Origin of the sequence: Streptococcus sp. k-402 (assembly GCF_013277515.1) — a bacterium.
Lineage (GTDB): Bacteria > Bacillota > Bacilli > Lactobacillales > Streptococcaceae > Streptococcus.
This window is the reverse complement of the sequence record NZ_VMNB01000012.1, coordinates 109,610-132,893: the sequence shown is the minus strand read 5'-3', so window position 1 is coordinate 132,893 and position 23,284 is coordinate 109,610. Positions and strand designations below refer to the sequence as shown.

The 23,284-nt window shown below is 40.4% G+C and carries 20 protein-coding genes and 2 pseudogenes; 17 read left to right on the top strand and 5 right to left on the bottom strand.

All coding sequences use genetic code 11. The features are described from left to right. The 11 genes from HT724_RS08655 to ftsY form a co-directional block, all read left to right on the top strand. A partial coding sequence (locus HT724_RS08655; RefSeq protein ID WP_173293579.1) for an LPXTG cell wall anchor domain-containing protein occupies positions 1–198 on the top strand: 198 nt, incomplete at its 5' end. 320 nt (positions 199–518) lie between these two features. Next, positions 519–1,850, top strand: a complete 1,332-nt coding sequence (locus tag HT724_RS08650; protein WP_173225818.1) for a glycosyltransferase — start codon at positions 519–521, stop codon at positions 1,848–1,850. Position 1,851: 1 nt separating this feature from the next. Next, complete coding sequence (locus HT724_RS08645; protein WP_240156739.1) at positions 1,852–2,775, top strand: hypothetical protein; 924 nt, start codon at positions 1,852–1,854, stop codon at positions 2,773–2,775. Positions 2,776–2,975: 200 nt separating this feature from the next. Beyond that, positions 2,976–3,206 (top strand): hypothetical protein, encoded by a 231-nt coding sequence (locus tag HT724_RS10325; RefSeq protein WP_240156738.1) that lies wholly within the window; start codon positions 2,976–2,978, stop codon positions 3,204–3,206. Continuing rightward, a complete protein-coding gene (locus HT724_RS08640; protein ID WP_173251368.1) occupies positions 3,190–3,894 on the top strand; it encodes an acylneuraminate cytidylyltransferase family protein in 705 nt (234 codons plus the stop codon). Before HT724_RS10325 ends, HT724_RS08640 begins: the two co-directional genes overlap by 17 nt. Then, entirely contained in the window at positions 3,891–4,769 is an 879-nt protein-coding gene (locus HT724_RS08635) for a glycosyltransferase family 52 (protein ID WP_173276464.1), read from the top strand. Before HT724_RS08640 ends, HT724_RS08635 begins: the two co-directional genes overlap by 4 nt. A gap of 160 nt (positions 4,770–4,929) precedes the next feature. Next, positions 4,930–5,628: a ribonuclease III gene (rnc, locus tag HT724_RS08630; protein WP_173276463.1), complete on the top strand. Its 699-nt coding sequence runs from the start codon at positions 4,930–4,932 to the stop codon at positions 5,626–5,628. After that, on the top strand, positions 5,619–9,158 hold the full coding sequence (smc, locus tag HT724_RS08625; protein ID WP_173276462.1) for a chromosome segregation protein SMC: 3,540 nt from the start codon (positions 5,619–5,621) through the stop codon (positions 9,156–9,158). The genes rnc and smc overlap by 10 nt, the downstream gene beginning before the upstream one ends. Further along, on the top strand, positions 9,155–9,949 hold the full coding sequence (locus HT724_RS08620; protein ID WP_173276461.1) for an HAD family hydrolase: 795 nt from the start codon (positions 9,155–9,157) through the stop codon (positions 9,947–9,949). Before smc ends, HT724_RS08620 begins: the two co-directional genes overlap by 4 nt. Continuing rightward, positions 9,949–10,767, top strand: a complete 819-nt coding sequence (locus HT724_RS08615) for a Cof-type HAD-IIB family hydrolase (RefSeq protein WP_173276460.1) — start codon at positions 9,949–9,951, stop codon at positions 10,765–10,767. The genes HT724_RS08620 and HT724_RS08615 overlap by 1 nt, the downstream gene beginning before the upstream one ends. Positions 10,768–10,770: 3 nt before the next feature. Beyond that, entirely contained in the window at positions 10,771–12,060 is a 1,290-nt protein-coding gene (ftsY, locus tag HT724_RS08610) for a signal recognition particle-docking protein FtsY (RefSeq protein ID WP_173276459.1), read from the top strand. 45 nt (positions 12,061–12,105) lie between these two features. Here ftsY and zwf read toward each other — a convergent pair whose 3' ends face one another. From zwf to HT724_RS08595, 3 genes are all read right to left on the bottom strand, one after another. Next, complete coding sequence (gene zwf, locus HT724_RS08605) at positions 12,106–13,593, bottom strand: glucose-6-phosphate dehydrogenase (protein ID WP_173276458.1); 1,488 nt, start codon at positions 13,591–13,593, stop codon at positions 12,106–12,108. A 150-nt stretch (positions 13,594–13,743) separates the two neighbouring features. Continuing rightward, positions 13,744–14,484 (bottom strand): amino acid ABC transporter ATP-binding protein, encoded by a 741-nt coding sequence (locus HT724_RS08600; RefSeq protein ID WP_001096329.1) that lies wholly within the window; start codon positions 14,482–14,484, stop codon positions 13,744–13,746. Next, complete coding sequence (locus HT724_RS08595; RefSeq protein ID WP_173276457.1) at positions 14,484–16,649, bottom strand: ABC transporter substrate-binding protein/permease; 2,166 nt, start codon at positions 16,647–16,649, stop codon at positions 14,484–14,486. Before HT724_RS08595 ends, HT724_RS08600 begins: the two co-directional genes overlap by 1 nt. A 172-nt stretch (positions 16,650–16,821) precedes the next feature. Here HT724_RS08595 and HT724_RS08590 point away from each other — a divergent pair, with 172 nt between their 5' ends. The 6 genes and pseudogenes from HT724_RS08590 to HT724_RS08565 all read left to right on the top strand — a co-directional run. Then, on the top strand, positions 16,822–17,775 hold the full coding sequence (locus tag HT724_RS08590; RefSeq protein WP_173276456.1) for a CPBP family intramembrane glutamic endopeptidase: 954 nt from the start codon (positions 16,822–16,824) through the stop codon (positions 17,773–17,775). Between the two features lie 76 nt (positions 17,776–17,851). After that, a complete protein-coding gene (gene uvrB, locus HT724_RS08585; RefSeq protein ID WP_173276455.1) occupies positions 17,852–19,840 on the top strand; it encodes an excinuclease ABC subunit UvrB in 1,989 nt (662 codons plus the stop codon). Between the two features lie 14 nt (positions 19,841–19,854). Continuing rightward, positions 19,855–20,343: pseudogene (locus HT724_RS08580) on the top strand (GNAT family N-acetyltransferase). A 70-nt stretch (positions 20,344–20,413) separates the two neighbouring features. Then, on the top strand, positions 20,414–20,881 hold the full coding sequence (locus HT724_RS08575) for an 8-oxo-dGTP diphosphatase (protein WP_173276454.1): 468 nt from the start codon (positions 20,414–20,416) through the stop codon (positions 20,879–20,881). A gap of 193 nt (positions 20,882–21,074) precedes the next feature. Then, a complete protein-coding gene (locus HT724_RS08570; RefSeq protein WP_173276453.1) occupies positions 21,075–21,848 on the top strand; it encodes a class I SAM-dependent methyltransferase in 774 nt (257 codons plus the stop codon). A gap of 112 nt (positions 21,849–21,960) precedes the next feature. Beyond that, a pseudogene (locus HT724_RS08565) lies at positions 21,961–22,113 on the top strand (NUDIX hydrolase); the annotation flags it as partial. Here HT724_RS08565 and HT724_RS08560 read toward each other — a convergent pair. Both HT724_RS08560 and HT724_RS08555 read right to left on the bottom strand, forming a co-directional pair. Further along, entirely contained in the window at positions 22,110–22,625 is a 516-nt protein-coding gene (locus HT724_RS08560) for a transcription repressor NadR (protein WP_173276452.1), read from the bottom strand. The pseudogene HT724_RS08565 and the gene HT724_RS08560 overlap by 4 nt on opposite strands. An 11-nt stretch (positions 22,626–22,636) precedes the next feature. Then, entirely contained in the window at positions 22,637–23,164 is a 528-nt protein-coding gene (locus HT724_RS08555; protein ID WP_173276451.1) for an ECF transporter S component, read from the bottom strand. Positions 23,165–23,284: the final 120 nt, after the last annotated feature.

The following is a 23,284-nucleotide window of genomic DNA, read 5'->3' as shown; positions in this document are numbered from 1 at the left end:
CCAGAACCTAAGCCAGAACCTAAACCAGAGCCTAATCCAGAAAAATCAAATAGTATCCAGCCGGAATCAAAGAAATCAGAAGAAAAACTACCGAATACTGGTACAGAAAAAAATACGAACGTATCAACTATGGGATTACTAGCTATGGTAACAGGATTGGCATTAGGGTTATTTAAGAAAAAAGAAGAATCAGAATAACTCAATTTTTTGATTAGTTATTAGCTGAACTTATAATAACTAAATAGTGACTTTAATCAAATGTCTTAATTATTAAATTAAAATTGATGATTCTGAGCACTTCAAAAAACGCAATGTTAAAATTGAAAACATTGATTTACCAATCTTTTCCGGCTATGTATTTTGATGAATATGTCGTTTTCAGAGGTGCTTTTGAATTATTGATTGATAAAAACTATTTTAGTGTCATTCTAGCTTCCACGATATGAGATGGAAAATCTTTTCTCCTTTTTGTGAGAGGAGATTTTTCAATTTTTATACTGAAAATAAGAGAGGGAAATATGTCAAGAATTATTACACTGCATTCTTTTACAAAAATACAGCGATATGGTTTTGAAAGTACCCAGTTTTATCGAGCGCGTATCGCAAGATATCTGGGAGTAGATTATCTCCATATTCTGACAAACCCACAAGTTAGACCTGACTGGAAGGTGGTTTTAAAAAAGCTAGGATTTTTAGAAAAAGAACTAATCTGTGTTCCTCATAGTTTTTCTGATATAGGACATGATTCCTTATCGGTTAAGCCTGAAACTCTCAATTTATCAGATAGTGATACGGTTGAACTCACTGCAGATGGTTTTGTCTCTTCTCTTACGTTAGGAGATGGCTCGGGTCGTTACTATTATACAAGTGGCCCTTTCCTTTTTGAAGATTTTAAGGCAAAAGAATTACGCTGGTTTCATAAAGATGGAAATCTAGCACTTGAAGGGCGTTTTATCAATCCATTCAAAGAACCTTCTCCTGTTTCTTTATTTTATCCTGAATATATTTTTCGAAAAGATGGAGTTATTTACTCTGAAGAAGATTTACTTGTCAAATTTTTGGTTGATATAGCTCAGGATACAGACTTAATTATTCGCGATCAACAAAGTATACCAAAGCCTAGTCTATGGAGATATATGGAAAACACGGGTAAGAATTACTATGAAGTGATTCATTCAAATGTTTTAATGAATATGTCACATGCTAATTTAAGGAAAAAAAATAAGTATCTTGTGGCTAGTGAGGAATTAACAGAATCATTACAAACAAAAGGCTATCATTCCACATTCTTAGCTCCTATGTTTTCAGAAAAGTTAGGAGAATTAAGACATATAGGCCCAGTACGAGACTATTGCTTGGTGGGGCATATGGGGGAAATAAAAAATGTTGGACTAGTTATTGAAGTATTTAATGAGTTGTATAAAAAGGGTTCAAATGTTGAGATTACATTTTATGGTGGATCGGAAACAAGAATACAAGAACTTCGTAATCAGTATGATATCCCTCCTACAATTCATCTAAGAGGAGTGGTAGATAATGTTCCTTATAATCTACATCAATGCTATCTATCAGCCAGTTACACTGAATTGTTTGCAAATGCCTGTGTAGAAGCTTTGAGTCATGGCTTGCTAGCTTTGTTATCAGATGTGGACATTGCTCATCGTTTCTATGCAGAACAATCCAGTTCAATCACCTTATTTAGAACAAAGGAAGAGTTAATAGAAAAGATAGAAGAAATGGAACAAGTGGATTTTTGTAAATCAAATGCAGAAAATATCGCCCTAGCATCTCACTATTCACTAGAGAAAGTAGCTCAAATATACCGAAAATTACTAGATAGGAATTTCTAGGATGTTGGGAATTCTAGCTATCCTATTGCTCTATTTCTGCTTGATTTCCTGGATTGCCTATCGGCAAAAAGGGAGTGAGGGGGACTATTATCAGGTTAAGAAAGCTGTTCCTGTGACAGTTTTGACCTTCTCAGTCTTTGCGACCTTGCTCAGCCCCATTTCCTTTCTGACTCTGGTGGGGAATACCTATACAGGCAGGTTCTATCTCTGGTTTGCCCAGTGCGGGATTTTTCTAGCCATTCCACTAGCTCATCGCTATTTTTTGCCCCTCTATCAAAAGGGAAACTACGAGACAGCTTATCATCTTTTAGAGGACAAGTTTCAATCTCCTGGTATTCGTTCACTGGCTTCAGGACTCTTCATCCTCTATCAGTTGGGGCGAATAGCAGTGGTGACCTACTTGTTGTCTCAGGCCTTAGCGCCCTTTATCCCTATCAATCAGCTGGTTTTGTCAACTTTACTTCTTCTCTTGACGGTCTATTATCTGGCAAGTGGTGGTCTCTTGGTTGTGCTGTGGATGGACTTCTTTCAAGGTTTGGTCCTGCTGGCTATATTGGCCCTCTTTCTACCAAGAATTGCCCAATCTGGTTTAGTCATGAATAGCAGTCAACAGATATCTCACTTTGCAGAGACGCTGGATGGGAAGACGGTCTTGATCTTAGTTGCAGGAGCAGGTTTTAGTAGCTTGTTTTCCTACGTTTCCTCACAGGATATTGTCCAACGTTTTAATAGCAAAATGGGGCGCCAAAAGATTGGAAAAATCTTATGGCTACAGGGACTCTTGTCCTTTGGGATTGCTAGTTTACTGTATCTGATTGGCTGCTTGATTCGTCAGGAAAATTTTGCCACCACATCGCCCAATCCTGTTCTCATTGCCTACGCTCAGGAAGGTCTGGCACCTTGGTTTGGCGGTTTTATCTGCTAGCTCTCTTGGTAGCAGGCCAATCCACAGTTTCATCCAGTATGAATGCAATTGTGACCTGCTTGAAGTTGGATTTTGCTTGGTCAAAGATTCGCTGGTCGCCAAGTATCCTATCCTTTGCCTTAGCAGGTCTGTCTTGACTTCTCTGCCTCTTACTCATGAATGCAGAAATTTACTCCATCTACGAATGGATTAACGGCTTTATGGGTCTGACACTAGGTGTGATGGGTGGTTTGTACCTCTTGATCCTACTCCTAAAAAGACCGAGCTTACAACTGGCCAAAATCTATCTGGTCTTTAGTCTAGGAGCCTTGTTTCTCTATCATTACAGTGGTTTATTCGCCAACTCCAATACTTGGTTAAATAGCATCATCACCACCCTATCTGCCCTCTTTATTTCATTTCTAGGAAGACTATATGAAAGCAACATCTAAACCCATAGCCGTCATTTTGATCCGTTCGGGTTCACGTGGCTTAGTGGATAAAAATATCAAACCGCTTGCAGGCAAACCCTTGGTATTCTATACTATAGAAGTCGCTCTAGCCTCCAAGCTATTTAGTGAAATCTGGATCTCCTCAGACTCACTAGCCTATCTCGAACTCTGTCATCAAGCCTATCCAGAGATTCATTGTGTCCACAGACCAAAAGAGTTGGCTTTGGCAACAACCTCTAGTTTAGAGACCTTGCGAGACTTTTTACAGCCCTTTGAGGAAGAGCAGGTCTTTGTGAATCTACAGGTGACCTCACCCTTGAGAGAAGTGGAGCACCTCGTCGAGTCCTATCAACTATACTGTCAGTCTGGCGCCGACCATCTGATTTCCTGTGTTATGGCAGACAAGAGTCGTAGTCTTTACTTGCAATTAGCGGAGTCGTCATTTATCCGTCCGCCTCAGGTTTCCAAGCACTATGCTCGGCAGAAAGAACCTGTCTATTACTATCCAAACGGTAGTATCTGGATTTCTCGCAAGGATCGTTACCTACGAGATGAGACCTTTTACACAGATAAGACAGTAGCCTATGAAATGCCCAAACTCTATTCTTATGATATCGACGATGCCTTGGACTTTGAAGTCGTTGAGACCTTGTTACAACATCACCACCTAGGAGAATCAAAGAGATGAAAAATCTTATAATTGCTACAACGCCCTTGCAGGCCAAGATTGCACAGCATATCAAAGGATTCTATCCTGATCAGGACTTTGTTAGCCTTTATGTCAGTCCTGTAAAAAATGCTCGTCAGGAGCATTATGCTAAGAATTTTGACCATGTTCACTATCCTCAGGATGCAGAGGACTTGGCTCAGATTTGTCAGGAGCTTGCTGGCGACTATGACACCATCTTTTATGCTAGCTTTGACAATAGCTTGATTCTGGACTTGGTTGCTAGTTCAAATTACCATCACCTCATGAGTTTTGATGATGGCTATGCGGATATTTACCCCTTGGGCATGTATGCTTGCCCTCTCCATCTTAGTCAGGTAGGCTCTTTGGGCTTGACCAGAGATGACTTGATTGAGCGGACGGAAAAGCACTATACCCTCTATCGCAGTGACTACCATATCGTAGCTAGAGAAAAGCTTGTTTATCTGGAGCATTTTTTTGACCTGCCACAAGCACCCGTCTCAAATGGTAAGACGGTCAAGGTCCTGCTGGGACAAAAGTTCTCTGAGGAGGATGACCAAATCTCCATCCGTTTTATCAGTACCTATGCTAAGGCTTTGGCAATTGACCTCTATCTCCCCCATCCCAAGGAAACCTTCCATATTCCAGATGTAACTTACTTGGCTACAGATTTAATCTTTGAAGATGTCCTAGCCCATCTTTTTCAAGAATACGAGTTTGTTCAGGTCTACCATTTTACTTCATCAGTCAGTCTCCACTTACAAGACCTGCCTCATGTGACTATCATAGGCATTTCCCTCCCCTACTATGAGGCCCGTCAAAATGAATTACGCCGATTGGGTTGTCAGTTTGAAACGATTCCACTTGGCTGGTAACTTAAAGTAAATAACTTGCACCCCTTATTCTAATATTTTCCCATTTTAATAGTAGTCGATAAGTTCCCTTGGGTCACTTGTTTTCTCCCGTTTTAGAGTGACTCAGGGGGCTTTTTTTGATATAATAAAAAGGACTGTTATCAGTTAGAAAGAGGTTGGTATGAAAGAATTACAAACTGTACTTAAAAACCATTTTGCAATCGAATTTGCAGACAAAAAGTTACTGGAAACTGCCTTTACTCATACGAGTTATGCCAATGAGCACCGCCTCTTAAAAATTTCACACAATGAGCGCTTGGAATTTTTAGGAGACGCTGTTCTACAGTTATTGATTTCAGAATATCTGTATAAAAAATATCCTAAAAAGCCTGAGGGTGACTTGTCTAAACTCCGTGCCATGATTGTCCGCGAGGAAAGTTTGGCTGGTTTTGCGCGTGATTGCCAGTTTGATCAATTTATCAAGTTGGGTAAAGGGGAAGAAAAATCTGGTGGACGCAATCGTGACACTATTCTTGGTGATGCCTTCGAAGCCTTTCTAGGTGCTCTCCTTTTGGACAAGGATGTGACCAAGGTCAAGGAATTTATCTATCAAGTCATGATTCCTAAGGTTGAAGCAGGCGAATTTGAGATGATTACAGACTACAAAACCCATCTCCAAGAGTTACTTCAGGTCAATGGCGATGTGGCTATTCGTTATCAGGTGATTTCTGAAACGGGTCCTGCCCACGATAAGGTCTTTGATGTAGAAGTTCTTGTTGAAGGTAAGGGCATTGGTCAAGGCCAAGGTCGTTCTAAGAAATTAGCAGAGCAGGAAGCTGCTAAAAATGCCGTTGAGAAAGGGCTGGATTCATGTATTTAAAGGAAATTGAAATTCAGGGATTCAAGTCTTTTGCTGACAAGACCAAGGTCGTCTTTGACCAAGGTGTGACGGCAGTCGTTGGACCCAATGGATCTGGAAAGTCCAATATTACAGAAAGTCTGCGTTGGGCCTTGGGGGAGTCTAGTGTCAAGAGTCTCCGTGGTGGCAAGATGCCGGACGTCATTTTTGCTGGAACAGAAAGTCGCAAACCGCTCAATTATGCTTCTGTAGTTGTGACTTTGGATAATCATGACGGATTTATCAAGGACGCTGGTCAAGAAATCAGGGTAGAACGTCATATCTACCGTAGTGGAGATAGCGAATACAAGATTGACGGCAAGAAAGTCCGTCTGCGTGATATTCATGACCTTTTCTTGGATACAGGTTTGGGACGAGATTCCTTCTCCATCATTTCCCAAGGGAAGGTTGAGGAGATTTTCAACTCCAAGCCTGAGGAACGGAGAGCTATTTTTGAAGAAGCTGCAGGAGTTTTAAAATACAAGACTCGTAGAAAAGAGACTGAGAGCAAATTGCAACAAACTCAGGATAATCTAGATCGTCTTGAAGACATTATCTACGAGTTGGATAATCAAATCAAGCCTCTTGAGAAGCAAGCTGAAAATGCTCGCAAATTTTTAGACTTGGAAGGTCAACGCAAGGCTATTTACTTGGATGTTTTGGTTGCTCAAATCAAGGAAAATAAGGATGAACTAGAGTCGACAGAAGAAGAGTTGGCTCAGGTTCAGGAACTCTTGACGAGCTACTACCAAAAGCGGGAAAAATTAGAAGAAGAAAATCAAACTCTTAAAAAGCAACGCCAAGATTTACAGGCTGAAATGGCCAAAGACCAGGGCAGTTTGATGGATTTGACCAGTCTAATTAGTGACTTAGAGAGAAAATTAGCCCTATCTAAACTAGAGTCCGAGCAAGTAGCCCTGAATCAACAGGAAGCACAAGCCCGTTTGGCTGCTTTGGAGGATAAGAGAAATTCACTCAGCAAAGAAAAATCTGATAAAGAAAGCTCTTTAACTCTGTTAGAGGAAAATCTAGTCCAAAATAATCAAAAACTCAATCGTTTAGAAGCTGAATTGCTAGCTTTTTCAGATGATCCTGATCAAATGATTGAGCTCTTACGCGAACGCTTTGTAGCTCTTTTACAAGAAGAAGCAGATGTCTCAAACCAACTGACTCGCATTGAGAACGAGTTGGAAAATAGTCGTCAGCTTTCTCAAAAACAAGCAGATCAACTACAAAAACTCAAAGAACAACTGGCTACAGCTAAAGAGAAGGTTAGTCAGCAAAAAGACGAGCTTGAAACTGCCAAGGAGCAGGTTCAGAAATTATTGGCCGACTATCAAGCTATTTCCAAGGAGCAAGAGGAACAGAAAGCTTCCTATCAAGCTCAACAAAGTCAACTATTTGATCGTCTGGACAGTCTTAAAAACAAGCAGGCTAGAGCCCAAAGTTTGGAAAATATCCTGAGAAATCATAGTAACTTTTATGCAGGTGTCAAGAGTGTTCTTCAAGAAAAAGACCGCCTTGGTGGGATTATTGGTGCTGTTAGTGAGCACCTGACCTTTGATGTGCATTATCAAACCGCTTTAGAGATTGCCCTAGGAGCCAGCAGTCAGCATATCATCGTAGAAGATGAACATGCAGCAACCAAGGCGATTGATTTCCTCAAACGAAACAGAGCCGGTCGTGCAACCTTCCTTCCTTTGACCACAATCAAGGCGCGTACGATTTCTAGTCAGAACCAAGATGCTATTGCTGCAAGTCCAGGATTTCTGGGCATGGCAGATGAGCTGGTGACATTCGATACTAGATTAGAAGCCATTTTCAAGAACTTGCTAGCAACAACAGCTATTTTTGATACTGTAGAACATGCGCGTGCAGCAGCTCGTCAGGTTCGTTATCAGGTTCGCATGGTGACATTGGATGGGACAGAGCTTCGTACAGGTGGTTCCTATGCAGGTGGAGCCAACCGCCAGAATAACAGCATTTTCATTAAGCCAGAACTGGAGCAATTACAAAAAGAGATTACTGAAGAAGAAGCAAGCTTGCGTACAGATGAAGCGAGTTTGAAGAACTTGCAAGATGAGATGGTTTCATTGACAGAAAAGTTAGAAGCCATCAAATTTCAGGGAGAGCAGGCTCGTATTCAGGAGCAAGGCTTGTCCCTCGCTTATCAGCAGACCAGTCAGCAAGTTGAAGAACTAGAAACTCTTTGGAAACTCCAAGAAGAGGAATTAGATCGTCTTTCTGAGGGAGATTGGCAAGCAGACAAGGAAAAATGTCAAGCACGCCTTGCTACTATTGCCAGTGACAAGCAAAATCTGGAAGCTGAGATTGAAGAGATTAAGTCTAACAAAAATGCCATCCAAGAACGCTATCAAAACTTGCAGGAAGAGGTAGCGCAGGCTCGCTTGCTTAAGACTGAACTGCAAGGACAAAAGCGTTATGAAGTAGCTGATATTGAGCGTTTAGGCAAGGAATTAGACAATTTAGATATCGAACAAGAAGAAATCCAGCGCCTTCTTCAAGAAAAGGTTGATAATATTGAGAAGGTTGATACAGAATTGCTCAGTCAACAGGCTGAAGAAGCCAAAAACCAGAAAACAAATCTCCAACAAGGTTTAATTCGTAAGCAGTTTGAGTTGGATGATATTGAAGGGCAACTGGATGATATTGCTAGTCATTTGGATCAGGCTCGCCAGCAGAATGAAGAGTGGATTCGCAAGCAAACACGTGCTGAAGCCAAGAAAGAAAAGGTCAGCGAGCGCTTGCGCCATCTACAAAGTCAATTAACAGACCAGTATCAGATTAGCTATACTGAAGCACTAGAAAAGGCACATGAATTGGAAAACCTCAATCTGGCAGAGCAAGAGGTGCAGGATTTAGAGAAGGCTATTCGCTCACTGGGTCCTGTCAATTTGGATGCTATTGAACAGTACGAAGAAGTTCACAGCCGTCTGGATTTCCTCAATAGCCAGCGAGATGATATTTTGTCAGCGAAAAATCTGCTCCTTGAAACCATTACAGAGATGAATGATGAGGTCAAGGAACGCTTTAAATCCACCTTTGAAGCTATTCGTGAGTCCTTTAAAGTGACCTTTAAGCAGATGTTTGGCGGAGGTCAGGCGGACCTCATTTTGACTGAGGGAGACCTGCTGACAGCTGGGGTTGAGATTTCTGTTCAACCTCCAGGAAAGAAAATCCAGTCTCTTAATCTGATGAGTGGTGGTGAAAAAGCTCTATCGGCTCTTGCCTTGCTCTTCTCCATTATTCGTGTCAAGACCATTCCATTTGTCATCTTGGATGAGGTAGAGGCTGCGCTGGACGAAGCCAATGTTAAACGTTTCGGGGATTACCTCAATCGATTTGACAAGGACAGCCAGTTTATCGTCGTAACCCACCGTAAGGGAACCATGGCGGCGGCTGATTCTATCTATGGAGTGACCATGCAAGAATCAGGTGTCTCAAAAATTGTTTCAGTTAAGTTAAAAGATTTAGAAAGTATTGAAGGATGACAATTAAACTAGTAGCAACAGATATGGACGGAACCTTCCTAGATGAGAATGGACGCTTTGATATGGACCGCCTCAAGTCTCTCTTGGGTTCTTACAAGGAAAAAGGGATTTACTTTGCGGTGGCTTCGGGTCGGGGATTTCTGTCTTTAGAAAAATTATTTGCTGATGTTCGTGATGATATTATTTTTATCGCGGAAAATGGCAGTTTGGTAGAGTATCGAGGTCAAGATTTGTATGAAGCGACTATGTCTCGTGAGTTTTATTTGACGACTTTTGAAAAGCTGAAAACGTCACCTTATGTAGATATCAATAAATTGCTCTTGACAGGTAAAAAAGGCTCTTATGTTCTGGATACGGTTGATGAAACCTATTTGAAAGAGAGCCAGCATTATAATGAAAATATCCAAAAAGTAGCGAGTTTAGAAGATATCACTGATGACATTTTCAAATTTACGACCAACTTCACAGAAGAAACGCTAGAAGCTGGAGAAGCTTGGGTTAATGAACATGTTCCTGGTGTTAAGGCTATGACAACTGGCTTTGAATCCATTGATATTGTTCTGGACTATGTCGATAAGGGTGTGGCTATTGTTGAATTAGCTAAAAAACTTGCTATCACAATGGATCAGGTTATGGCTTTTGGAGACAATCTAAATGACTTGCATATGATGCAGGTTGTGGGACATCCTGTAGCTCCTGAAAATGCACGACCAGAGATTTTAGAATTAGCAGAGATTGTGATTGGTCACCATAAGGACCAGTCGGTTATAGCTTATATGGAGGGCTTATAATGGCAGATATAAAATTGATTGCATTGGACTTGGATGGGACCTTGCTGACTACTGATAAAAGGCTGACGGATCGCACCAAGGCAACCTTGAAAGCTGCGCGTGATCGTGGTATCAAGGTCGTATTGACAACTGGTCGCCCTTTAAAAGCTATGGATTTCTTTCTCCATGAGCTAGGGACTGACGGCCACGAAGATGAGTATACCATTACTTTTAACGGTGGTTTGGTTCAGAAGAATACAGGTGAAATCCTTGATAAAACAGTTTTTTCATATGATGATGTGGCACGCTTGTATGAGGAAACAGAGAAATTATCACTGCCTCTTGATGCCATCTCAGAAGGAACTGTTTATCAAATCCAATCGGACCAAGAAAGTCTTTATGCCAAATTCAATCCAGCTTTGACCTTTGTTCCAGTTGACTTTGAAGACCTATCTAGTCAAATGACTTATAATAAATGCGTGACTGCCTTTGCTCAAGAACCCTTGGATACAGCTATTCAGAAGATTTCTCCAGAGTTGTTTGATCAATATGAAATCTTTAAATCACGTGAAATGTTGCTAGAATGGTCACCAAAGAATGTTCATAAAGCAACAGGTTTGGCAAAACTAATCAACCATCTTGGAATAGACCAAAGCCAAGTCATGGCATGTGGTGACGAGGCCAATGACCTCTCTATGATTGAATGGGCAGGGCTCGGTGTTGCCATGCAAAACGCTGTTCCTGAAGTCAAGGCAGTCGCAAATGTAGTGACTCCAATGACCAACGATGAAGAGGCTGTTGCCTGGGCTATCGAAGAATATGTGCTAAAGGAGAACTAAGATATGGGATTATTTGACCGTCTATTCGGAAAAAAAGAAGAACCTAAAATCGAAGAAGTTGTAAAAGAAGCTCTGGAAAATCTTGATTTGTCTGAAGATGTTGATCCTGCCTTCACAGAAGCTGAGGAAGTTCCTCAAGAAGATGCAGAAGTTGAAAGTTCTGAAGAAGCTCTGCTCCAAGAAGAGGAAAATCAAGAGACAGTTGAAGAGAGTCAGGATTCAGAGCCAGTTGTAGAGGTTTCTCAAGAAGAAATAGAAGAATTACCAAACTCAGAAGAAGTCACAGAGGAAGAGAATACTGAGCTCCTAGAGACTGTAGAAGAAAATAGTTCTGAAGTTCTTGAACCAGAAAGGTCTCAAGTAGAAGAAACTGTTCAGGAAAAATATGACCGTAGTCTTAAGAAAACTCGTACAGGATTTGGTGCCCGCTTGAACGCCTTCTTTGCCAACTTCCGTTCTGTTGACGAAGAATTTTTCGAGGAACTGGAAGAATTACTGATCATGAGTGACGTTGGTGTACAGGTCGCTTCTAACTTAACCGAGGAGTTACGCTACGAAGCCAAGCTTGAAAACGCCAAGAAACCTGATGCACTTCGCCGTGTCATTATTGAGAAATTGGTTGAGCTTTATGAAAAGGATGGCAACTATGATGAAAGTATCCATTTCCAAGATGGTTTGACAGTTATGCTCTTTGTTGGTGTAAATGGTGTTGGGAAAACAACTTCTATCGGGAAACTAGCCCACCGCTACAAACAAGCTGGCAAGAAGGTCATGCTGGTTGCGGCAGATACCTTCCGTGCAGGGGCAGTAGCTCAACTTGCTGAATGGGGCCGTCGTGTGGACGTTCCAGTAGTGACTGGACCTGAAAAAGCTGACCCAGCTAGTGTAGTCTTTGATGGCATGGAACGTGCTGTGGCTGAAGGTATCGACATTCTCATGATTGATACTGCTGGTCGTCTGCAAAACAAGGACAATCTTATGGCTGAGTTGGAAAAGATTGGTCGTATCATCAAACGTGTTGTACCAGAAGCACCACATGAAACTTTCTTGGCTCTTGATGCATCAACAGGTCAAAATGCCCTGATACAGGCCAAAGAATTTTCAAAAATTACCCCTTTGACAGGAATTGTCTTGACTAAGATTGATGGAACTGCTCGAGGTGGTGTTGTTCTAGCCATCCGTGAAGAACTTAATATTCCTGTAAAATTGATTGGTTTTGGTGAAAAAATCGATGATATTGGAGAGTTTAACTCAGAAAACTTTATGAAGGGTCTCTTGGAAGGCTTAATCTAATCAGAAGTAAAAATCCTGCAAGGCATAAACTTGCAGGAATTTTTGTTATTCTAAACGACCATCTTGACGATAGGCGATATCTGGCTGCCAAGTCCATTTGGCATCGAATTTTTCAAGTAAGTCAAAGCTAGCTTGAGGTCCCATGCTTCCAGCTTTATAGTCATGAAGTGGGGCACCATTTTCAGCCCAGAGCTCTTCGATACGGTCAATCAATTTCCATGAGGCACCAACTTCATCCCAGTGGCTAAAGTTAGTTGAGTTGTTATTTAAGACATCATAAATCAATTTCTCGTATGGTTCTGGAGAAGCACCAGTTGCGGTTGCATCTGTACGGTAATCAAGTGAGTTAGGAGCCAAGTTAAATTCTTCTCCTACTTGCTTCCCATTTAGACTGAGAGAGAAGCCTTCTGTGGGTTGGATATAGATGGTCAAAATGTTTGGAGCAAGTGGCTCACCAAAGATAGAATCCATTTGTTTAAAGACGATGTTGACATGAGTTCCTTTTTCAGTCAGACGTTTACCAGTACGGAAGAAGAAAGGAACACCACGGAATCGATCGCTGTCCACAAAGAAGGCACCAGATGCAAAGGTTTCAGTTGTTGATTCTGGATTTACATTTGGCTCGCTACGATAAGAGATGTATTTCATGCCATCAATCTTACCAGAGCGGTATTGACCACGGATAAAGTGTTCTTTAAGTTCTTCATCAGTTGGATGATAGAGGTTTTTAAAGACCTTAATCTTTTCAGCACGAATCTCATCTTTTGTGAAGCTTGCTGGCTTGTCCATGGCGAGGAGCGAAAGAAGTTGTAGTGTATGGTTTTGTACCATGTCACGGAGGGCACCAGATTGGTCATAGTAGCCACCACGTTCTTCTACGCCTAAGCGCTCCGCAAAGGTAATTTGAACATTGTCGATAAAGTCCTTGTTCCAAACGTTTTCAAAAATCATGTTGGCAAAGCGAACTGCAAAGATGCTTTGGATCATTTCCTTACCAAGATAATGGTCGATACGGAAAATTTGTTCTTCGTTAAATGTTGCTAGGAGCTCGTCATTCAACTTGCTTGCAGTTGCGTAGTCTGTACCAAATGGTTTTTCAACGATTAAGCGTTCAAAACCTTTACCGTCAACAATGTTTTCAGACTTGAGGTGTTTGGCAATGGTTCCAAAGAACTGAGGTGCCATAGATAAGAAGAAAAGCTTGTTGTGTTCAGCTTGGTACTTGTCATTTAGTTCAGCCTGCAATTGACGTAGAGCAATATAGTGTTCTGTATCATTGACATCATGGCTTTGATAGTAGAAGTGACTAGCGAACTCCTGAGCCTGTTCGGTACTATCTGCCAAATCAAGGATAGATTCAACCACTACAGATTCAAAATATTCCTTGCTCCAAGGACGACGGGCAGTTCCAATAACGGCAAAGTGCTCGGAAAGATTGCCGGATTTATATAGTCTAAATAGGGAAGGGTAGAGCTTGCGTTTAGCCAGGTCTCCACTCGCACCAAAAATTGTAACAATAACCTTAGATGACATCTAGCTACCTAATTTCTATTTTTATTCCTAGTTTTGCTAGGTATGAGGAAACCTCATTTCATAAACTTAATTCTAACATAATTTTCCGAAAAATCAAAAATTCCAATACGAGATAGAAAAAAACTGCAAGGAAATCCTTACAGTTTGCGTTTAGACGTTTAAGACCTTGTCCAAGAAATCTTTCAGACGTGGGTGTTGTGGGTTGTCAAAGATTTGATCAGGTGTCCCATCTTCAAGGAATTCACCGTCCGCAGTAAAGATAACACGGTTGGCAACCTGACGGGCAAATCCCATCTCGTGGGTTACAATGATCATGGTCATGCCTTGTTCAGCCAATTCCTTCATAACGTTCAGTACGTCTCCGACCATCTCAGGGTCAAGGGCAGAAGTTGGTTCATCAAAGAGCATGATGTCTGGATTCATTGCTAGTCCACGAGCGATGGCTACACGTTGTTTTTGACCACCTGACAGGCTATCTGGACAGGCCTTAGCCTTATCTGCTAGTCCAACCTTTTCAAGCAACTCCATTCCCAATTTCTCAGCTTCTTCCTTAGTCATCAACTTGTGCTCAATTGGAGCAAAAGTAATGTTGTCCAGTACAGACATGTGTGGGAAGAGATTGAAGTGTTGGAACACCATTCCGATATTTTCACGGACGTGGTCAACGTTGGTTGTTTTTTCAGTTAAGTCATAACCGTTCACAGTGATGTGACCACTCGTAACTTCTTCCAAAAGATTTAGGCTACGGAGGAAAGTTGACTTACCAGAACCTGAAGGACCGATGATACAAACAACATCTCCTTCATAGAACTTGGTCGTAATTCCTTTTAAAACTTCATTTTTTCCGTAGCTTTTGTGTAAATCATTTACATCAATTTTTAATTTTGCCATTAACGAATCCTCTTTTCTAAGCGTTTCGCTAGTCTAGTCAAAAGTGTGATAATTACAAGATAGAAGATAGCAAGGATTGCATACATCTTGAAACTTTGGTAGTTACGGGCAATGATAATCTTACCAGTTTGGAAGAGTTCAACCAAACCGATAGCAGATACGATAGTTGTATCTTTCAGAGCGATAACGAATTGGTTAACAAAGTTTGGCAACATCAATTTAGTTGCTTGTGGCAAGATAATCTTACGCATGGTTTTTCCATAAGAGATACCCAAGCTTCGACTGGCTTCCATTTGGCCAACAGGAACGGCCTGAATACCACCACGAACGATTTCAGCGATATAAGCGGCTGCATTGAGCGATAGGGCAATGGTACCAGCTACAAAGTCGTTAATTGGGCTTTGTTGGCCTGTGATAGACTCGATGAAGTTTGGAATTCCCCAGAAGATGAAGGCTGCAAGAATCATCAATGGAATACCACGGATAACGTCAACGAAAATCTCAGAGATGACGCGAAGAGATTTGTAGGGGCTAACGCTAAACATACCGAAGATAATCCCGATGACAATGGCAATAGCAAATGAGATAAGAGCTAGAGCAAGAGTGATACCAAGACCGCTAAGGAGCTGTTTGTAGTTGTTTTGAAGCAAGCCCCAGATAGTTGTTTCATCAACAGTGCTTGTTGATGTAGTTGATGATTCGCTAGCTAGGTATTTATCAAGAATCTTTTGGAATTCACCGTTTGCTTTAAGGTTTGCAAGTCCGTTATTGAACATTTCAATCAATTCAGGATTTGTGCCTTTTTTAACGGCAAAGGCTGTTTCACCGATTGGAGTTCCAGCGATTGGTGTTTTCAATTTTTGCCCTTGGCTGATAGAATATTTGAGAACAGGTTCATCATCCATAACGGCATCGATTGCCCCAGTATTTAAACTGTCATACATTGATGAACCATCAGCGAAGGTTTTGATTTTGTAGCCGTATTTGCTTTGATTTTCTGTTAGGAAGGTTTGAGAAGCCGTTCCGTTTTTAACACCAACTGTCTTCCCTTTCAAATCTTCATAAGAAGCAATGGTACTTGATTCTTTGACACCAAGGATTGTATTAGCAGTGTAGTATGATTCTGAGAAGTCAAAAGTTGCCTTACGAGCATCTGTGACAGACATACCAGCAATGATACCATCAGCTTGACCAGCTTGGACAGCACTGATAGCTGCGTCGAAACCAGGGTTGGTGATTTCAATTTCAAAACCTTGGTCTTTAGCGATTGCCTTAATCAATTCCATATCAATACCAGTGTATTGGTTGCTTGAATTTTGGAAAACAAAAGGTGCAAAAGAAGAATCGCTGGCAATGATGTATTTAGCTTTAACAGGAATGGCTTTTAAGCCTGCTAGAGTAGTTGTGGTTGGCACTGCTGAAGATGATGAAGCAGTCCATTTCTTGATGATTTTATCAAGACTACCATCTTTTTTCATTTCAGCCAAGGCTTGGTTAAATTCAGTAACCAGGTGCTCGTATTTACTTCCTTTTTTAACACCGAAAGCAAAACTTCCCACAGCTTCACCATCCATTTCAATATGGAGGTCTTGCCCTTGGTTAATGGCATACTCGATAACAGGTTTGTCATCCATCATGGCATCGATGGCACCAGCACTCAAGCTGTTGTTCATCAAATCACTAGTGTCAAATGTTTTAATAGTAAAGCCGTATTTATCTTTGATTGTTTCAAGAAAACGTTGAGCAGCAGTTCCGTTTTTAACACCAACGGTTTTGCCAGTTAATTGGTCGTACTTGCTAATCTTGTGTGCCTTTGTAGTTGCAATGACAACTTTTGTATCATAGTAAGTATCAGACATGGTGAAAACTTTTTCACGTTCTTTCGTCTTTGTCATCCCTGCCATGATAGCGTCAGCTTGACCAGCTTGAACCGCATTTACCGCTGCATCAAATCCGGGATAAGACATCTGAACGTTCCACCCTTTAATCTCAGCGACTTTGTTGATAATGTCAACATCAATTCCTTTATAAGTTTGATCTGAATCTTTAAACTCAAAAGGTGCATAGGCAGTATCAGACACAATCTTAATCGTCTCTGCTTTTGCAATACCTAATGAGAAAATTGGGAATAAAATTAGCAAAAATGCTAGAAATTTTTTCTTCATTTTTAGTCTCCTTTTCCGAATATTTTCCCATTATATCAGAAAAAGTAAAAAAAGGCAAATTTTTATATTTCTGTGTCAGAAAATGTAACATCCATAATTCTTGTTTTGTCTTGAATCACACAACAGAAGTGCTATAATAAAGGTATATCATATAGTAAAAGAGGATAAAGTTATGAAAGACAAACGAATCTTAAAAGACTTTGAAACTTCTAAAATGAGTTTAAACATTTACACAAGCCCCTTGTTAGCTCTATTTTTCGTCTATATATCTGAGTTCATATCTTCTCTATTTTTTGGACTTAGTTTTTTAGCATTGATCGGGCTATTTAGCAATCTTGGTATGGGTGGTCAAAGAATTGCAGATTTCCTTCAAATGTTATTTCAGAATTTATCTGATAAAACAAGTGACATCCATTTAATATTTGAATTATTGTCCTTTGGTTTTATTATCTTAACTGTGTTTAGATGGACTAGAAAAGTAGAGAAAAGACCGATTCGAACCATGGGATTCTATAAAGAAAATTTTTTAAGTGCCTTATTTAAAGGATACGGTCTTGGTCTATCCCTCTTTATACTTGCTTTGGCTGGACTAGTAGTGTTGGGGCAGTATCAATTTGACTCCATTCACTTGGATACTTATTCGCTAGCTTTTACTTTATTTACAATACCTTTTTGGATTTTACAAGGAACGGCAGAAGAATTGGTTACTCGTGCTTGGCTGATTCCACAATTGGCTAAGAGAACCAATATTAAAGTCGCTATTATCATATCTAGTAGTCTCTTTACCTTACTTCATTTAGGAAATCCAGGCATAACTTTCTTATCTGCAATTGATCTCTTTTTATTCGGAGTTGCCATGGCTCTTTACCTTCTCAAAACAGATACAGTTTGGGGTGTTGCAGGTATTCATGGGGCCTGGAATTTTGCTCAGGGCAACCTCTTTGGAGTATTAGTTAGTGGTCAGTCTTCAGGAACCTCAATCATGAAATTTACTCCACAAGGCAATCAAGACTGGCTATCTGGTGGGTCTTTTGGTATTGAGGGTTCCATCGTGTCCAGTATTATTTTGCTGCTGCTGATTCTTTATCTCGCTTATCAATTAAAGAAAGAAAATGAAAGGATGTGACTTGGGTCCGTCCTTTTCTTCGTGAAAATGCTACAAGTATGCTAAAATAGGAATAGCACATGGAGAGAGGATTCTTATGATTAACCGCATTACTGACAATCAATTTAAACTAGTATCAAAATATCAACCATCAGGAGACCAACCACAAGCTATCGAGCAGTTGGTAGATAATATCGAGGGTGGAGAAAAAGCTCAGATTCTGATGGGGGCGACTGGAACAGGGAAGACCTATACCATGAGTCAGGTCATTTCCAAAGTCAATAAACCAACTCTGGTCATCGCCCACAATAAGACTCTGGCAGGACAGCTCTATGGGGAGTTTAAAGAATTTTTCCCTGAAAATGCTGTTGAGTACTTCGTATCTTACTATGATTATTACCAACCTGAGGCCTATGTCCCTTCTAGCGATACCTATATTGAAAAGGATAGTTCTGTCAATGACGAGATTGACAAACTTCGTCACTCAGCGACTTCAGCCCTTTTGGAGCGCAATGATGTCATTGTCGTGGCTTCTGTTTCTTGTATCTATGGTTTGGGTTCTCCCAAGGAATACGCTGACAGCGTCGTGAGTCTGCGTCCAGGTCTTGAAATTTCTCGTGATAAACTTTTGAATGATTTGGTCGATATTCAGTTTGAGCGAAATGATATTGATTTCCAACGGGGAAGGTTTCGTGTGCGTGGGGATGTGGTGGAGATTTTTCCAGCTTCCCGTGATGAGCATGCCTTTCGTGTTGAGTTCTTTGGAGATGAGATTGACCGTATTCGTGAAGTTGAGGCTCTGACAGGTCAGGTGTTGGGAGAAGTGGATCATTTGGCGATTTTCCCTGCCACTCACTTTGTGACCAATGACGACCACATGGAAGTTGCGATTGCTAAAATTCAGACTGAGTTGGAAGAGCAGTTAGCTGTCTTTGAGAAGGAAGGTAAACTGCTGGAGGCCCAGCGTTTGAAACAGCGGACAGAGTATGATATCGAAATGCTGCGGGAGATGGGCTATACCAACGGGGTTGAGAACTATTCACGTCACATGGATGGACGTAGCGAAGGTGAGCCGCCTTATACCCTTCTCGACTTCTTTCCAGATGATTTCTTAATTATGATTGATGAGAGCCACATGACCATGGGGCAAATCAAGGGCATGTACAATGGAGACCGTTCGCGTAAGGAAATGCTAGTAAATTATGGTTTCCGTTTACCGTCTGCCTTGGACAATCGTCCTCTCCGTCGTGAAGAGTTTGAAAGCCATGTGCATCAGATTGTTTACGTTTCAGCGACACCGGGTGACTATGAAAATGAACAGACCGAGACAGTGATTGAGCAAATCATTCGTCCAACGGGACTCTTGGATCCAGAGGTGGAAGTCCGTCCGACTATGGGACAGATTGATGACCTCTTAGGTGAAATTAATGCCCGTGTTGAGAAGAACGAACGAACCTTTATCACAACCTTGACCAAGAAAATGGCAGAGGACTTGACCGACTACTTCAAGGAAATGGGCATCAAGGTCAAGTACATGCACTCAGATATCAAGACTTTAGAGCGAACGGAGATAATTCGTGACCTACGCTTGGGTGTCTTTGATGTCTTGGTCGGGATTAACCTCCTTCGTGAAGGGATTGATGTTCCTGAGGTTAGCTTGGTTGCCATTCTCGATGCTGACAAGGAAGGTTTCCTTCGTAACGAGCGTGGACTCATCCAGACCATTGGGCGTGCCGCCCGTAACAGTGAAGGTCATGTCATCATGTATGCTGACACCGTTACCCAGTCTATGCAACGTGCTATCGATGAAACTGCCCGCCGTCGGAAAATCCAGATGGCCTATAATGAAGAACATGGTATCGTTCCACAAACCATCAAGAAAGAAATTCGTGACCTGATTGCCGTGACCAAGGTAGTTGCTAAGGAAGAGGACAAGGAAGTCGATATCAACAGCCTCAACAAACAAGAGCGCAAAGAACTTGTTAAGAAACTCGAAAAACAAATGCAAGAAGCAGTTGAAGTGCTTGACTTTGAACTAGCAGCTCAGATACGTGATATGATGCTGGAAGTCAAGGCGTTGGATTAAGGAGAAGAAAATAAATGACGGTTATTATCAAATCAATGGAAACTCCTGAAGAAATAGAAGGTAAATCCTTCGTTCACTGGCAAACGTGGAGAGAGGCTTATGATGACCTTTTACCTGCAGAATTTCAGGAGACGATGACATTAGAAAGATGTCGATTCTTTAGTCAAAAATATCCAGAAAATACATTGATTGCGATGGATGGTATGAAGGTAGTTGGCTTTATAAGTTATGGCAACTTTCGTGATGAGACTATTCAAGCTGGTGAAATTATTGCTTTATATGTTTTAAAAGACTATTATGGAAAAGGAATCGCACAAAAGTTAGTGAAAGCAGCTTTGGTTGCTCTTGATCATTTTTCTGAAATTTTCTTATGAGTATTGAAAGATAACAAGCGCGCCATTGCTTTCTATCAAAAAATGGGTTTTACTTTTGATGGACAAGAAAAGATACTTGAACTTGGAAAGCCTATAAAGGAAAAACGAATGGTATTCAATTCTAAATAATTTTAAAAAGTAAAAGATAATATCTCTGGTAGTAAGTCTGAAAATTTAATAAATTAGAAAGCGAGAAAATATGTCCCGTTCCCAATTAACGATTTTAACAAATATTTGTCTGATTGAAGATCTCGAAACTCAGCGCGTGGTGATGCAGTATCGCTCTCCTGAAACCAATCGCTGGTCAGGTTATGCCTTTCCTGGAGGTCATGTTGAAAATGGTGAGGCTTTTGCAGAGTCTGTCATTCGTGAAATCTATGAAGAAACAGGATTGACTATCCAAAATCCTCAACTGGTAGGTATCAAGAACTGGCCTCTGGATACAGGTGGGCGCTATATTGTCGTTTGTTATAAGGCGACTGAGTTCTCTGGTACCCTTCGCTCTTCAGAAGAGGGAGAAGTTTCTTGGGTGCAAAAAGACCAGATTCCAAACTTGGATCTGGCCTATGATATGCTACCTTTGATGGAGATGATGGAAGCTCCAGACAAATCTGAATTTTTCTACCCTCGCCGTACAGAAGACGATTGGGAGAAAGAAATTTTTTAGTTCTATGATTAGTTGATAGGTGTTATCTTTTAAAGTAAGGTACTGAAATATAGGCTAAGTATGGCGGTGTAAGTCAACTGAATACTGCTAAATTTCCTATCTATATCTTGAACAATCTCCACCTTCAATTTTGAAATCGGAGATTGTTTTATTTTATGGTATAATCTTAAAATATGAAAGGAAGTACCAGAAAATGGATGATAAAGTAATTGAACAATATGCAAAACAAGATAATCTTGATATTAGAGTAAGCATACATAAGAAGTACTCAAAAAATAAATTGGGATTTAATAATTGGATATTTTCTAACTACCAAATCACTGATGAAGTAAAGGTTCTAGAATTGGGATGTGGTACAGGAGAACTATGGAAAAGTAATAGTGTTTCTATAGATAAAATGAAGCAGTTGATTGTTACAGATTTTTCTAAAGATATGGTAAAATCAACGAAGTCAGTGATTGGAAATAGAGACAATGTCAACTATGAGATAATGGATATTCAAAAGATTTCTTTTGAGGATGAAACGTTTGATATTGTTATTGCTAATATGCTTCTACATCATGTGAATGATATTCCTAAAGCTCTCTCTGAGGTGAATAGGGTATTAAAAACAGGCGGAATTTTTTACTGTGCTACATTTGGTGAAAATGGAGTTGTAAATTATTTGGCAAATTTATTTAAAGATGAGGTTAATCAAGATTTAGAAAATAAAACGTTTACTTTACAAAATGGTAAAAGGTACCTGAGTAGGTATTTTAACTCTGTCGATACATTATTCTATGATGATGAGTTACAGGTAACTAGTATAGATGACCTAGTTAAATACATCCAATCGTTTAAAGGAATTTCAGAAATAGGTTCACTAGAAGAGGAAATAATACGTAAAAGATTGGAAAGTGAGTTTAATAATGGTATGTTGATCATTCCTAAAGAATATGGTATGTTTATCGCTCGAAAAGAAAGTTAAGGGAACGAAAGTGTGAAAAATTATGGAGAAGCTTTTCGATATAAAATCAAGCGGATAGTCTTTAGAGCATGCTATAGCTGATTCTATATAAAAGTCTCAATCTTTTGGATTTGGAGAAGTTTCTTGGGTGCAAAAAGACCAGATTCCAAACTTGGATCTGGCCTATGATATGTTGCCTTTAATGGAAATGATGGAAGCTCCTGACAAATCAGAGTTTTTCTACCGCCACCGTACAGAAGATGGCTGGGAGAAGAAAATCTTCTAGTCTTTTACTAAATATCCTAGCTGGTCCAAGGCCTCCTCAATATAGTGGAGGTCTTGTTGTGTTTCAGTTTCGACTAGGTGGTAATGGATGCCATCTGTTAATTCAGACAGAGGTCTAAAGTCAGAATGCTCGACTTGTTCTAGAAAATGTTGCACATCTCTGCGACAAGACAGTTTAAGCAAGGTTTCAATTTCTCCATAAACGGGATGGTCAATCAAGGTGTTTTGAACACGCCCACCATTATCGACGATAGCAAGGAGTTCTTGACCGATTTCTTCAACTTCATGTTTGACTTTGAAAAGTTTGTGAACATAAGGATTGGTATCAATTTGCTTATAGATGTAGCCACGATTAGTGGATAGGATAGGAGCGCCATCGGCTCTTAAAATTGCAATGTCCTGTACAATGACCTGACGTGTGACATGAAAATGTTCAGCCAAACTTTGGCCATTGAGGGCTTTAGGGGCTTCTTTCAAGAGTTGAAGTAGGGCTTGTTTGCGATCTTTTGTCATAGTTCTTCCTTTTAACGGCGTTTGCGAAGCACTTTATAGACAGCTAGTGCTAATGTATAGTCTACCATACTATGGATAATTGTGCCAAATCCAACTAGTACAAAGAGAACATAGAACATATTTTCTACATTGGTACCGGAAGTTGCATAAAAAATGACACAGGCCAATACTTCAGCAAGGGCATGAACGACAGCTAAAACAAAGTTGAAAATCCAGGAAGCTTTTGGTTTATCTAGGGTTTCGGGGAATTTTTGTAGGTAAAGAGATCCTATAGTCCCAAAAAAGATATGGGAAAAAGCTCGAAATACGATAACCATAGGATAGCCAGCCATCAAAAATCCAAAACTAGAGGCTAGGATGACAAAAACTGCCATCAAGGGCGACAAGAACATGGCTATAAAAATAGCGATGTGGCTCCCCAAAGTATAGGAAGCAGGTGGAATGACAATCTTGAATGGCATAACAATTGGAATCAAAATTGCAATAGCCGTTAAGAGGGCAGTCATTGTCATAAATTGTGTCTTTTTCCGTGTATTCATAAGAATCTCCTTTTTAATTGTATATACACTAGTATAGTACAACAAACCAGACAATAAAGCAAGAATTTACTTAGGTTTATAAGTCATTTTTAAATTAATACTCTTCGAAAACCTCTTCAA